14 protein-coding genes are annotated in these 13667 nt (G+C 54.0%); 2 read left to right on the top strand and 12 right to left on the bottom strand.

The genetic code is table 11. The features are described 5' to 3' along the window. Positions 1–333: 333 nt before the first annotated feature. The 11 genes from gdhA to A7Q03_RS02525 form a co-directional block, all read right to left on the bottom strand. Positions 334–1671 carry an NADP-specific glutamate dehydrogenase gene (gene gdhA, locus A7Q03_RS02575; RefSeq protein ID WP_067447036.1) on the bottom strand — a complete coding sequence of 446 codons (1338 nt, stop codon included), beginning with the start codon at positions 1669–1671 and terminating at the stop codon, positions 334–336. A 419-nt stretch (positions 1672–2090) separates the two neighbouring features. Next, on the bottom strand, positions 2091–2849 hold the full coding sequence (locus tag A7Q03_RS02570) for a TatD family hydrolase (protein ID WP_067447034.1): 759 nt from the start codon (positions 2847–2849) through the stop codon (positions 2091–2093). A gap of 314 nt (positions 2850–3163) precedes the next feature. Further along, the gene (locus tag A7Q03_RS02565) at positions 3164–3760 is read right to left on the bottom strand and encodes a hypothetical protein (RefSeq protein ID WP_067447031.1); all 597 of its coding nucleotides are present in this window, start codon (positions 3758–3760) and stop codon (positions 3164–3166) included. A 90-nt stretch (positions 3761–3850) separates the two neighbouring features. Beyond that, positions 3851–4312: a transcriptional regulator NrdR gene (gene nrdR / locus A7Q03_RS02560; protein WP_064090028.1), complete on the bottom strand. Its 462-nt coding sequence runs from the start codon at positions 4310–4312 to the stop codon at positions 3851–3853. Positions 4313–4533: 221 nt separating this feature from the next. Next, complete coding sequence (gene aspS, locus A7Q03_RS02555) at positions 4534–6342, bottom strand: aspartate--tRNA ligase (protein ID WP_067447030.1); 1809 nt, start codon at positions 6340–6342, stop codon at positions 4534–4536. Positions 6343–6445: 103 nt separating this feature from the next. After that, a complete protein-coding gene (locus tag A7Q03_RS02550) occupies positions 6446–7138 on the bottom strand; it encodes a DUF502 domain-containing protein (RefSeq protein WP_067447028.1) in 693 nt (230 codons plus the stop codon). A 324-nt stretch (positions 7139–7462) separates the two neighbouring features. Beyond that, positions 7463–7588: a type B 50S ribosomal protein L36 gene (ykgO, locus tag A7Q03_RS02545; RefSeq protein ID WP_067447026.1), complete on the bottom strand. Its 126-nt coding sequence runs from the start codon at positions 7586–7588 to the stop codon at positions 7463–7465. A 1-nt stretch (position 7589) separates the two neighbouring features. Then, entirely contained in the window at positions 7590–7862 is a 273-nt protein-coding gene (locus tag A7Q03_RS02540) for a type B 50S ribosomal protein L31 (protein ID WP_023886569.1), read from the bottom strand. A 189-nt stretch (positions 7863–8051) separates the two neighbouring features. Beyond that, complete coding sequence (locus A7Q03_RS02535) at positions 8052–8858, bottom strand: septal ring lytic transglycosylase RlpA family protein (protein WP_082880653.1); 807 nt, start codon at positions 8856–8858, stop codon at positions 8052–8054. Positions 8859–8897: 39 nt separating this feature from the next. Further along, the gene (gene trmL, locus A7Q03_RS02530; protein WP_067447373.1) at positions 8898–9362 is read right to left on the bottom strand and encodes a tRNA (uridine(34)/cytosine(34)/5-carboxymethylaminomethyluridine(34)-2'-O)-methyltransferase TrmL; all 465 of its coding nucleotides are present in this window, start codon (positions 9360–9362) and stop codon (positions 8898–8900) included. Positions 9363–9472: 110 nt separating this feature from the next. After that, positions 9473–10228, bottom strand: coding sequence for a ComF family protein (locus A7Q03_RS02525; protein WP_067447024.1), 756 nt, complete (start codon positions 10226–10228; stop codon positions 9473–9475). Here A7Q03_RS02525 and bioH point away from each other — a divergent pair, their 5' ends adjacent. Beyond that, positions 10229–10975: a pimeloyl-ACP methyl ester esterase BioH gene (gene bioH, locus A7Q03_RS02520; RefSeq protein ID WP_067447022.1), complete on the top strand. Its 747-nt coding sequence runs from the start codon at positions 10229–10231 to the stop codon at positions 10973–10975. 164 nt (positions 10976–11139) lie between these two features. Here bioH and A7Q03_RS02515 read toward each other — a convergent pair whose 3' ends face one another. After that, on the bottom strand, positions 11140–12084 hold the full coding sequence (locus A7Q03_RS02515; protein WP_067447019.1) for a serine hydrolase: 945 nt from the start codon (positions 12082–12084) through the stop codon (positions 11140–11142). A gap of 305 nt (positions 12085–12389) precedes the next feature. Here A7Q03_RS02515 and clpX point away from each other — a divergent pair, with 305 nt between their 5' ends. After that, complete coding sequence (gene clpX, locus A7Q03_RS02510) at positions 12390–13640, top strand: ATP-dependent Clp protease ATP-binding subunit ClpX (protein WP_067447017.1); 1251 nt, start codon at positions 12390–12392, stop codon at positions 13638–13640. Positions 13641–13667 lie beyond the last annotated feature (27 nt).

Below are 13667 nucleotides of genomic sequence, written 5' to 3'. Positions count from 1 at the left end.
TTAAACTCGCACAATATAATGTATTTCGATGGCAAAAAAAGGTGGCAAAATGTAAGGCTTTGTGGCAAGGCGGTGTATGGACTGGTGTATGGATTTCTAAACCAATCACTTATACCAAGCAAAAATAATTTCTATTGAAGTCAGTAGAATGATTGCTTGAGTGGAAGATGCAACGGAGTGGGAAGACTACCTGAAAAATTTTGCTTCTTGATAAGCACGGTATAAATTTCAGGTAGTCTCTTTTGGGGTATCTTTAATACAGTCAATAAAACAACGTTGTTTCCAATAATAGGAAACAGTGTTGTTTGCTGGCGGCACTTACCACAGATTATTTTACACCACGCCTTGAGCCAGCATGGCATCGGCCACTTTCTTGAAGCCGGCGATGTTGGCGCCGTTCACGTAGTTAGTGTAGCCGTTTTCTGTTCCGTTAGACACACAGTTTTCGTGGATGTTGCTCATGATCTCAAACAGGCGTTTGTCCACTTCCTCGCTGCTCCAAGAGAGTCGGATGGCGTTCTGGCTCATTTCTAGGCCGGAAGTGGCCACACCGCCGGCGTTGCTAGCTTTGCCTGGGGAGTAGAGGATTTTCGCATCGGTGAAGGCTTTAACTGCATCCAAAGTGGAAGGCATATTGGCGCCTTCGGCTACGCAGATACAGCCGTTTTTCAGCAGGGCTTGGGCTTCTTTGCCGTTGAGCTCGTTCTGGGTGGCGCAGGGCAGGGCCACGTCGCAGGGCACGTGCCACGGGCGTTTGCCTTCGTGGTATTCCAAACCTTGCTCTTTGGCGTACACGGAAAGGCGTTCGCGGCGCACGTTTTTCAGCTCGCTCAAGGCCTGCCATTGGGCCTCAGTCATGCCGTTGTCGGCAAACTTAACGAAGCCGCCGGAATCAGATACGGTGAGTACTTTGGCGCCTAGTTGCAGAGCTTTCTGGGCAGCGAATTGAGCCACATTGCCAGATCCGGAGATTACCACGCGTTTGCCCTTGATATTGTCTTTGCGGGTGTTCAGCATGTTTTCAGTGAAATACACGGTGCCGTAGCCGGTGGCTTCGGGACGGATTAAGCTGCCACCGTAGCTGAGGCCTTTGCCGGTGAGCGTGGAGGTGAATTCGTTGCGCACACGTTTGTATTGGCCGTAGAGGTAGCCGATTTCGCGTGCGCCCACGCCGATGTCGCCGGCGGGTATATCTAGATCGGCGCCGATGTGGCGGGCAAGCTCAGTCATGAAGGCTTGGCAAAAGCGCATCACTTCACCCTCACTTTTGCCCTTGGGGTCGAAATCAGAGCCGCCTTTACCGCCGCCCATGGGCAGGGTAGTTAGGCCGTTTTTAAACACTTGTTCGAAGGCCAGGAATTTGAGTACACCAAGGTTTACGGTGGGGTGGAAGCGCAAGCCACCTTTATAGGGGCCAATGGCGGAGTTCATTTGCACGCGGTAGCCGCGGTTTACCTGCACTTGGCCTTTATCGTCTACCCAGGAAACGCGGAACATAATCACGCGCTCTGGCTCCACGATACGGGCGAGCAGGTTGTATTTGGTGTATTGAGGGTTTTTAGAGAGGAAAGGAGCAAGGCTGCCGAAAACTTCTTCTACGGCTTGGTGGAAGGTGGCCTGTTCGGGATCACGCTGTTTGATTTGTTGAAACAGGGTATTCAAATCACTCATAAAGTACTCCTAATTGTTTGATTAAAAACGAGATATAGATTTGGTTTGGCAAAATAGCCTTTTAGTGGTTGCCGCAATACAATACAGATAGTAGAAAATAATTCTGAAAAACCACCATCGCGTATGGAATTCTACTCTATTTGCCCTGTTTTCGATAGGATGATTTAAATGAATGAATTGTCTTGATTTTTTGAAAAATTTGAAAAGCGCTGTGGCCTGGCTGATGGTGGTAAAAAATGAAAATGTACCTGATTGATTTGATTTTGAATGTATCTAAATCAACAGATTGAATGTGTGAAACAGGAGGTCTTATCCACCGAAACTGGCAGAAAGTAATAAATGGACAAGCTTTATGGTTTCTGGCCAATTATTCAAATCAATTTTCTAAGTTTGGATGCTTGAGATTTCGGTCATCTGAATTAAGAGAAAGACAGCAGGCGGTTCACATTTTGCTCGGTGGCTGCAGCTACCTCTTGGGTGCTGATGACGCGCAAGGCTGCTACAGCTTCTGCCACCTGCCACACATTGGCGGGCGTGTTTTCTCCTGCACCGGCTATCGGCATAAACGGGCTGTCTGTTTCCAACACCAAGTGTTCCAGCGGCAGCTCCGCGGCAGCAGTACGCACTTTGCGGGCATTCGGGTTGAGCACCAGTGTGCCGATGCCGATAAACAGGCCGCAACGGATGAAGGCACGGGCTTCTTCGAGGCTACCTGAAAACGCATGGGCAATGCCGCCGCTGCGGAAACCACTGTGCTTGAGTGCAGTAACCACATCGGCTGCGGCGCGCACATGGTGCAGCAGCACAGGGCGGCCAAATTGCTGTGCTAAGTCGAGCTGGGCGAGCAGGGCGGTGGTTTGCTCGATGCGGGTATGTTTGCGATCACCGTAGTAATCCAGCCCGATTTCGCCCACCAGCAGCCCTGGCTGCGCTTGCAAGCGCTCGGCGATGCGGCTAATTAAACCAGGCTGGAAGCTTTCGGCAAACCACGGGTGCAGGCCAAGCGCGCCATAATATTTGGGTGGGGCATGCAGCCGACAGACGGCATCGAAATTCGCTTCGGTAACCGACGGCACAATAAAACGCTGCACTCCTGCGGCATGGGCTGCAGTAGTGATTTCAGGTAGCCGGCAGGCAAGCGCGGAGTCGGCGAAGTGGCAGTGGGTGTCGGTAAGCATGGTGGAGGAATGAGGAGCTGATGGGGCAGTATAGCGCGGTATAGCGCAGTTTGTGGGATGCAGAGGCTACCTGAAAATCGGTTGAGGCTTTCAGGTAGCCTCAAGCACATAGGCTGAGCAGGTATTATCAACTATGCCATGCTGAAAATGGCAGACTGGGTGTTGGCTGCGTAGCAAGCTGCATGAGCTCGTTTTAAATTCGTCGGAGATGAATTTTCAGGTAGCCATCGTGTTTGAAAGGGCTACCTGAAAACTTGCCGTGCCGGGTAAGCAAAATTCGCCAAACTTGAGCAGCTTGGCGAATTTGGTATGGCTTATTGTTTTACCGTGAGGTTTTTCAGCAAAGCATCCAGCTCGGGAAGTGTGGCGGTGCTGCTGGTGGCGCAGACGGTGTAGAGGTTTTTGGCATACACGGCCACGCAGCTTTCGTTGAGCGCATTATCGTCTTGGCCGTGGCTGAAGCGGTAACCCATGCGCTGGTCGGCCGGGGTGTCCACGGCGGTGTCTTTCAGGCTTTGGTCGGCCTTCAGGCTTTCGCTCAGTTTGGTGAAGTAGGCTTCGGCTGGCTGTTTGGGGGCACCGAAGTTGCTGATGGTGATGGCGATGTCTTGGTCGGCATCGTATTGCAGCAAGCTGATTTTATTGCTGTCAGCGCCGTCGACATATTGGGCGACTTCAGCCAATTTGTCTTCAAAGTGGCCGTTTACGGTGAGGCTGATGATGCCATCTTCGGTAGCCAGGGTTTGGCTGGGGTTTTGTGCGGCGGCAGATGCGGCAGCAGTTGCGGAGGCAGCGGCTACTTCGCTGGCGCTGGGGGCAACCACGGAGGTTTCTGCCTGCTGGTTGCAGCCGGCTAACAAGAGGCTACCTGAAAGGGCAAGCAGGAGGAGGGATGTGCGGGAGCGGTTCATGGGTTTTCCTTGGAGTCAGTAAACGTAAACGGAGCGCAGTATAGCAAAACGGGCTGCATGGCGCAGCGGGTTTGCAGGATTTTGCGCGGCCTAGGAAGGGTCGGTGCGTTCCAGCCCGGCTACGGTGCGGGTGAATTCGGCCACGTCTTTAAAGCTTTTATACACGGAGGCGAAGCGTACATAGGCCACTTGGTCGAGCTTGGCAAGCCGCTCCATCACCAATTCGCCAATCAGGCGGGAGGGCACTTCTTTGCTGCCGGTTTTATACAGGCACTCTTCGATTTCGTGCACGGTGTGTTCGATGGCTTCGGCGGAAATAGGGCGTTTGTGCAGGGCGCGTTGCAGGCTGGTTTGCAGTTTGAGCGGATCGAACATAACGCGCTCGCCGTTGTTTTTGATAATCTGCGGCATCCGCAGCTCTACGGTTTCGTAGGTGCTGAAGCGGCGGTCGCAGGCGGCGCAGCGGCGGCGGCGGCGGATGCTGTTTTGTTCTTCCATCAGCCGGGAGTCGATGACTTGGGTGTTGTTATGGTGGCAGAAGGGGCATTTCATAAGAGGGATGGTTTAATATTTTATATAACAGTAGTTTGCTGTGGTTATTGTACTCTAAGCGAGCACCATAACCAAAGTATTAATTTTTCCTGTGGTGCTGGTTTGCTTGGTATGCAGCCATCATTGCTTTGGCTATCCCGAAAGTGCAGCGGCAAGCACTATGGTTCAGGATACAACACAGCCTGAAAACTGCGGTGTTTTCAGGCTGTGTGTTTGGCAGTTTACGCTTCTTTCTGCTCGGTCTGCTTCTGGCGCAAGCGCAGGTGCAGCTCGCGCAGTTGGAGTTCGTCCACATGGTTGGGGGCGTCCACCAGCAGGTCTTGTGCACGTTGCGTTTTCGGGAAGGCAATCACATCGCGGATGGATTCGGCTTGAGCCATCAAGGCCACCAAACGGTCGAGGCCGAATGCCAAACCGCCGTGCGGTGGCGCGCCGAATTTCAGGTTGTCCAACAGGAAGCCGAATTTTTCTTGCTGCTCTTCAGGCGTGATTTTCAGCGCGGCAAACACTTTTTCCTGAATGTCGGCACGGTGGATACGGATGGAGCCGCCGCCGATTTCCCAGCCGTTGAGTACCATGTCGTAGGCGCGGGCCAAGCAGTTTTCAGGATCGGATTCCATCAGGTCTTCGTGGCCGGGTTTGGGCGAGGTGAACGGATGGTGCATGGCGGCCCAGCGGTCGTTTTCTTCATCGTATTCGAACATGGGGAAATCCACCACCCACAGCGGTTTCCATTCGTCCACGAAGTAACCGTTTTCCGCGCCGTGTTCTTTGCCGATTTTAATCCGCAATGCGCCGATGGCTTCGTTCACCACTTTGGCTTTGTCTGCACCGAAGAAGATGATGTCGCCGTTTTGCGCACTGGTGCGTTTAATGATTTCCTGCAGGCTGCTTTCGGACAGGAATTTGACGATGGGCGACTGCAAACCGCTGTTTTCGCCGTTGCTCAAATTGGTTACATCATTCACTTTGATGTAGGCCAAGCCTTTCGCGCCGTAGATGCCGACAAATTGGGTGTATTCGTCGATCTCCTTGCGGCTGAGTTTCGCACCGTTCGGCACGCGCAGGGCCACTACGCGGCCGCCTTTCATGTCGGCAGCGCCACGGAACACTTTGAACTCTTCCGTTTTCATCAAATTGGTCAGCTCGGTGAATTTCAGGCTGATGCGCACATCAGGCTTGTCGGAGCCGTAGTAGAACATGGCTTCGGAATAGGGCATACGCGGGAAGCTGCCCAGTTCCACGCCCAGCGCGTCTTTGAACACCTGTTTGGCCATGCCTTCGGTGATGTCCATGATTTCGTCCTCGTTCAAAAACGAGGTTTCCAAGTCGATTTGGGTGAATTCTGGCTGGCGGTCGGCACGCAAATCTTCGTCGCGGAAGCATTTGGTGATTTGGTAGTAGCGGTCGAAACCGGCCACCATCAGCAGTTGTTTGAACAACTGCGGCGATTGTGGCAGGGCGAAAAATTCGCCCGGATGCACGCGGCTGGGCACGAGGTAGTCGCGCGCGCCTTCGGGGGTGGAGCGGGTCAGCATCGGCGTTTCGATGTCGATGAAGCCTTGTGCGTCCAAATAACGGCGCACGCCCATGGCTACCTGATAACGCAGGCGCAGGTTGCGCTGCATCACGGGGCGGCGCAGGTCGATGACGCGGTTTTGCAGGCGCACGGTTTCGCTGATGTTTTCGTCGTCAATCATGAACGGCGGCGTGGCGGCGGGGTTCAGGATTTCGATTTCTTTGGCCAAAATCTCGATTTTGCCGGACACCATTTTGTCGTTGGTGGTGCCTTCGGGGCGGTTGCGCACGCGGCCGGTAATACTCAAAACATATTCGTTGCGGGCGGAATCGGCCAATTTGAACGCTTCGGGCGTATCGGGGTCGATGACGACTTGGACGATGCCTTCGCGGTCGCGCAGGTCGATAAAGATTACGCCGCCGTGGTCGCGCCGGCGGTGCACCCAGCCTTTGACGGTTACGGTTTGGTCTAAGTATTGCTCGCTGATTAGGCCGCAGTAGTTGGTACGCATTTCGGTGTTTCCTGAAAAGTGTTTTGTTAAACGATAAGGGTTAATTGTAAAGGTTTGCGGGGGGTTCAGGTAGCCTTTGGAATTGGAGGGGCTATCTGAAAAATCATTCGGTAGGCTCTGGCAACTTGGTTGGAGCAGCTAATTTGCCGTTTTTGTGCTCATCTGGCGCCACCATACCCAGCGAAATCACGTATTTCAACGCTTCATCCACGCTCATGGCTAAGGGGCGGATATCTTGTTTGCGTACGAAGATATAGTAGCCGCTGGTGGGGTTGGGCGTGGTGGGCACGTATACGGAGAGGTATTCTTCGTTTTCAGGTAGCCCTTGCTGCAATGATTCGGAAAGGCTGCCGGACACAAAAGCAATCGTCCAAATATCGGGCTGTGGGAATGGCACGAGCACGGGGGTTTTGAACGAGCGGCTGTTGTCGGAGAGCAGGCTCTCGGACACTTTTTTCACGCTGGAATAGATGGATTTCACCACAGGGATACGCCCCAAGAGCGAATCCCAGCCTTCAATCACTTTGCGTCCGAGCACGTTGGCGCCGAGCACGCCGGTTACGAACAGCACAACGATGGCCAGGATGAAGCCGAGGCCGGGGATGTTGAAGCCGAGGTAGCTCTCCGGCTGCCATTGGGTGGGCAGCAGGTTGAAGAGGTGGTCGGTGGTGGAAACGATGTAGGTTACCACCCACAGGGTGATGGTGATGGGTAGCCAGACTAGGAGGCCGGTAATCAGGTAGCGCTTGATGGCTTTGCCGATGCCGCTGCTTTCTGACGGTGTTTGCTCGCTCATGTCTATCCCGTAGGAATGACTTAGTAAAAGTGGCGCATTATACGCGTTTGCGGTGGAATAAACGAGGGCTTTGCGGGAAGGGGTTGAATTTATTGACGGGATAGGGGCTGGTTTGATGCCATGGCATGATTGAGTTTTACAGTGGGAACAGAAAGGCTACCTGAAAACCATTTCCGCGAAGCCAACGCCGGGTTTGCAAGAAACCTTAGATTCGGCAACGGTCTATGCGTGTTGAATCGGAATCGGAAAATGGGCGTTGTCGAAAGAGGTATTGGCTTCGCGGAAATGGTTTTCAGGTAGCCTATTGTTTAGTTGAAATCCAGCTTAACGCTGCCGAGCCTTAAAGCGGGGATTGCTTTTGCAAATCACGTACACTTTGCCCCGACGGCGTACCACTTGGCAGTCGCGATGGCGGGTTTTGGCGGCTTTGAGAGAGGAGAGGACTTGCATTTTAGTTATCCTTTTTTAGGGCAGACATCATGCTGCCGTAGCGTTGGTTGAATGCGCTGGCGCGACCTTGTTTGCTGTGCTCGCGTTGCTGGCCGGTATAAACGGGGTGGGAGGCGGCAGAGGTGTCGAGCATAAATACGGGATATTCTTTGCCGTCTTTCCATTGCATGGTGTTGTTGGTGGGGGCACAGGAGCGGATGAGCCAGCCTTCGTTGGCACTGCTGTCAAAGAACAGGACGGTGCGGTAGTTTTCGGGGTGGATATTTGGTTTCATAAACAGCCTTTCAAATGTTATACCATAACATTTAATCATAAGCTGGATGGTTTGACAAGACAAGAATTGTTCTTGATTAGGTTATTTTGAGTAGTGGCGGATAAGAAACAGGCTACCTGAAAGTTTAGCTTCGCAGAAACTTCGCTGCGCTGCGTTTTCAGGTAGCCTGTTTGCCGATAGTTGGCGTTTTTACAGTTCGGTAGTAACCACAGCCTTGGTTTGTTCGGCCTTGTCTTGGTGGGTGAACGGGCCCATGCGGACGAGGAAGCCGCCGTTGCGCTGCGGCACCATGAATACCTGTTGGCTGGTATTGTTGGCGTGGCGCAGGCGGGTGGTGGTTTGCACTACGTAGTCGTGGGCGGCTTTGCGCTGGTTGAAGCAGCGCAAATCCACATAAATATTGCCGGCTGGTTTGGCAGCGGGCTGTTGGGTTTCGGCCTCGGCGCGTGCCTGGCTGGGCAGAATTTGTTCGATGCGCACGTTGGCGGTGCCGGCATTGATGAAGCCAAGCTGGCGGGCGGCGGATTGGGATACGTCGATGACGCGGCTGCTGTGGAAGGGGCCGCGGTCGTTAATGCGCACCACCACGCTTTTGCCGTTGGAAAGGTTGGTTACGCGGGCATAGCTGGGGATGGGCAGGGTTTTGTGGGCGGCGGTCATGAGGTTCATGTCGTAGCGCTCGCCGGAAGCGGTGAGGCGGCCGTGGAATTGGCGACCATACCAAGATGCGCGGCCGGTTTGAGTGAACTGGCGCACATTAGTCATCGGGGTGTAGCGCACACCGCGTACTTGGTAGCTGCGGTTGGCGGATTGGTGAAGCCGTTCGGGTTTGGCGACGGCGTTTAAATGAATGCTACCGCGGCTGTGGTATTGCTGCCGGGCGGCGGGCTTGGCCGTTGCGGCTTTGGGTTCGGCAGCGGCGGTGTTAATCAGGGCGGTACACAGACCGATAGCGGCAGTGATGCCGATAAAGAAGGCATTTTTCAATTTAGCCAAAACAGACTCCGTTTCTTGAGTGGATGGGGTTGTTGGCGGTTAGACGCCGCCTTGGTAGCCGTTTTGCCGCCATGCTTCATACAGCATCACAGCCACTGTATTGGAAAGGTTCATGCTACGGCTACCGGGCAGCATGGGCAGGCGCAATTTTTGGTTTTCAAGTAGCCTTTCGAGGATTGCCGCCGGCAAACCGCGGGTTTCGGGGCCGAACAGGAAAACATCGCCTGGCTGGAATTCGGCTTGGTCGGGCCGGGTGCAGCCTTTGGTGGTGAGTGCGAAAATGCGTTGACCCTCCAAGGCGGCAAGGCAGCCTTCAAAGGTTTCGTGCAAGCTGATGCGGGCAAATTCGTGATAATCGAGCCCGGCACGCTTCATTTTGGCCGAATCCAAGGGAAAACCCAGCGGTTTCACCAAGTGCAAATCGGCGCCGCTGTTGGCACACAGGCGGATGATGTTGCCGGTGTTGGGCGGGATTTCGGGTTGGTATAAAACAATGCTGAACATGAAGCGATATGCAGCGAAATTCAAACAAATAAGGCTGATTTGCAACAAACCAGCCGTTGGGAAGATGCGCGGCATGATGCCGCAGCGGGGTAACTACGTCAATTATCTTTTCATTCGGCACGGGCGAGCACCCAGCCATAAACCGCTGCAGCCCCCGCCCGCTGCAAAGTTCGGGCAAGTTCGCCGATTGTTGCACCGCTGGTAACAACATCGTCGATTAACAGCACATGACGGTTCTTTACATCCGCCGCCGGGGCTACCTGAAAAATGCCACGCACGTTTTTGGTGCGTAATTGACGGGGCAGAGTGCTTTGCGCGGGGCGGTGAGAGCGGGTTGCCACAAACGGCGGTAATAGCGGAAGATTCAAGTGTTTAGCTACCGATTCGGCCAGCAACAAACTCTGGTTGAAACCACGTTTATGCAGCCGCCGCACGCTCAAAGGCATGGCCATTACCAAATCAGGTTCAGCCGGCCACGCGGGCGGCTTGGCCAGCATCAGCTCGGCTAAGGCGGCATATAAATCGTTGCGGCCGAGGAATTTATAGGCATACAGCAGGTTGCTCAGCGGCGGCCGGTAGGCTAAGGCAGCGTGCAGCAAGGTTTGCGGCGGCGGTTTGCGTTGGCAGCGGCCGCACGGCAGGCCGGAAGCGGAAACACCGGCGCACAACGGGCAGCGGCGGCGCGCATCCAGCCGCAGGCAGTGCAAATCCGCCGTGCAGCCGCCGCACAATGCCTGGCTGCCGGATAATTCATGGCATAATACGCAGCGTTTGCCCCGGCTGGAGGCTGCCTTAAAACGAGCGAAGCGAGTTTCTGCGGAGCTAAAACGCTGCCACTGCCCAACTAACCAAGTTGAAAGTGCCATATGTCTGATTCCGTAAATATTATGCTGTTGCACGGTTGGGCGGCCAACCACCATATTTTCGACCTGCTAGCTGTCGGTCTGCCCGAATGCCGCGTTGCCGCGCCCGATTTGCCCGGCCACGGTACGGCTGGATTTGACGGCACGTTCGATGTGGCCGCGGTGGCCGACTCGCTGGCGGCACAGTTAAACGAGCCTACACACCTGCTCGGCTGGTCGCTCGGCGGGCTGGTGGCGCTGCATATGGCTGCTCGTCATCCCGAAAAGGTGCGCAGCCTGTGCCTGACCGCCAGCTTTGCCCGCCTCACCGCCGCGCCGGATTATCCCGAAGGTTTGGCCAAACCCGCGCTGGGCAAGATGATACCGCTGTTTGCCCAAGATTTTGCCAAATATATGCGCCAGTTTTTGCAGCTGCAATTTCTGCACATCCCTGAACGCGCCCACCTGGCCGACGAAGTGCTGCCGGAGATTATCCGCCACGGCGTGCCGCCCAGCCTGCAAGCCGCGCTGGATGCCGTGGTGCGCACCGATGCCCGCGTGTTGCTGCCGCAGGTGCAGTGCCCCGTGTTGCTCGTGTTTGGCGGCAAAGACGGCATCACTCCGCCGCGCATGGGCGAATACCTGCACCGCCAACTGCCCAACAGCCGCCTGCTGCTGATTGATAAGGCCGCGCACATCCCGTTTTTGAGCCATGCTGATGGATTTTCTGCCGCCTACCGCGCGTTCATCGGGCTGCCTGAAAAAGCATAGCTGGCTGAAAAATAATAAACTATTTTAATTTCGTTAAAGCGTACGTTTTCAGGCAGCCTCAAATCAGGCTGCCTGAACTCCATCATACACCACAGGCTACCTGAAAAAGAAAGTATCTATTTTCAAGTAGCCTTTATATTGCGTATGCAAAAAGCTGATTAGGCTTAAATTTCGCGGCTGTTCACCCAGTTTTGAATCGCGCGTGCATCGTTTACGCGAGTGGTGGGCGAGGGGGAATTGAGCAGTACGATAATCAGCGGCTGGCGCTGCACGTTGGCATACAGCACCATGGAGCGGCCGCTTTCGCGGATGTAGCCGGTTTTCTGCAAAGAGATATTCCAAGTACCTTCGCGCACCAAGGCGTTGGAGTTGCGGTATTGCTGTACGCGGCCGTTGCTGGTTTGGGCAGAGCCGGAATTGGAAGTGGAAAATTGGCGGATAAGCGGGTATTCGTGGGCGGCACGCACCATCAGGCTCAAATCACGCGCGGTAGATACATTGCGGAAATCGAGGCCAGTGGGATCGTAGAAGCGGGTCTGCTGCATGCCGAGGCTCTGCGCTTTGCGGTTCATGGCGCTCATGAAAGCAGGCAGGCCGCCAGGATAGTTGCGGGCAAGGGCGTGGATGGCACGGTTTTCGCTGCTCATCAGGCCTAAATGCAGCATTTCGCGACGGGTGAGGGTGGTACCCACGGAAAGACGGCTGCCGGTGCCTTTGAGGCGGTCGATTTCGGCTTCGGTGATTTCCAGGGTTTCATTCATATTTTGGCGGGCATCCAGCACCACCATGGCAGCCATCAGTTTGGAAATGGAGGCAATGGGACGAACTTGGTCGATACCTTTTTGATACAGGATCTCGCCGCTGCGGCCATTCATAATCAGTGCGGATTGCGAAGTGAGCATCGGCCCGGCCACGGCAGCCTGGGCTTCCACCCGTTCAGCCGGACGGCTGCTGAGGAAAGTGCCAAGCGGGTCGTCTTGCACGGGCAGGTTTTGTTCAAGGAACTGGCCAAGCACATCGATGTCGTCTTGCGCGGCGGCGGGCAGGCTGGCCAAGGCCAGGCTTAATCCGGTGGCCAAAATCAGCCAAGTCTTTTTAATTGCAAACAATTTTGTTACCTATCAGTCTGTTGTGTTCCAATGCCATCAGGCGGTTTACTGTTGCAGCAGGCAAATATCTGTTTTAACGGTAAAAATAAAAACTTGCTTATTGTGGATAAAAAATACAAGTTTGTAAACCCTAGATAGTGTAAAAGAATCTTTGTAAAGGGCAGGTTTTGCTATGAAGATAATAATTGGGATATAGCACTGATGGCGGCAGTGTCTGCGTTGATGTGCGCAGGATTCCCCTATATACTTTCACATTTCGCCATCTTCTTACGGCACAACATATTACATTGCGGAATCACACCAAAATGAGCAACGAAACCCGATACTGTTCTTTCTGCGGCAAATCGGAAAACGAAATAAAAAACCTGATTGAAGGCGATAATGCATTGATTTGCAACGAGTGTATCGACACCTGCAGCCACATGATCCACAGCGAGGGTACAGCGGATGGCGAAACGCACACCGGCGAAGACAGGTTGCCCACGCCGGCTGAAATTGTCAGCAATTTGAACCAGCACGTTATCGGCCAGGAACAGGCCAAAAAGGTGCTGGCGGTAGCGGTGTACAACCACTATAAACGCCTGCGGCATCCGAAAGAGGGCGATACTGTAGAGTTGGCCAAATCCAACATTTTGCTCATCGGCCCCACCGGCTCAGGTAAAACTTTGCTGGCGCAAAGCTTGGCACGGCGTTTGGACGTGCCGTTTGTCATGGCCGATGCCACCACGCTTACCGAAGCCGGTTATGTGGGCGAGGACGTGGAGCAGATTATTACCAAGCTCTTGGGTAATTGCGATTTTAATGTAGAGAAGGCGCAGAAAGGTATTGTCTATATTGACGAAATCGACAAAATATCGCGCAAGAGCGACAATCCATCGATTACCCGCGATGTATCCGGCGAGGGTGTGCAACAGGCTTTGTTGAAACTGATTGAAGGCACGGTGGCGTCCGTGCCGCCGCAGGGTGGGCGCAAACACCCGAATCAGGATTTTATTCAGGTGGATACCACCAATATCCTGTTCATTTGCGGCGGCGCGTTTGCCGGCTTGGAAAAGGTTATCCGCCAGCGTACGGAAAAGGGCGGTATCGGCTTTGGCGCTTCGGTGCACAGCAAAGACGAAGATGCCGATGTTACTGAGCTGTTTGAAATTGTCGAGCCGGAAGATTTGATTAAATTCGGCCTGATTCCCGAGCTGATCGGTCGTTTGCCGGTGATTGCCACGCTGGCCGAATTGGATGAGGAAGCACTCATCAATATCCTGACCGAGCCGAAAAATGCTTTGGTGAAACAATATCAAACGCTGTTTGAAATGGAAGGGGTGGAGCTGAAGGTGCAGCCGTCTGCTCTGTGCAGTATCGCCAAACTTGCTATGCGGCGCAAAACTGGCGCGCGCGGCCTGCGTTCGATTGTGGAGCACGCTCTGTTGGAAACCATGTTCCGCCTGCCAGATATCAAAGAACAGGTGAAAACAGTAGTGATTGACGAAACGGTGATTAACGATAACTGCCAGCCCAAACTTCTTACTGCAGACGGGCAGGAATATCAGCTACCGTAGCAGTAGGCATGAGGCTACCTGAAAATA

The organism is Eikenella sp. NML99-0057 (assembly GCF_001648535.1).
Taxonomy (GTDB): Bacteria; Pseudomonadota; Gammaproteobacteria; order Burkholderiales; family Neisseriaceae; genus Eikenella; species Eikenella exigua.
Note: the sequence above shows the minus strand (reverse complement) of the source record. Positions and strands in the feature narration are given on the sequence as shown.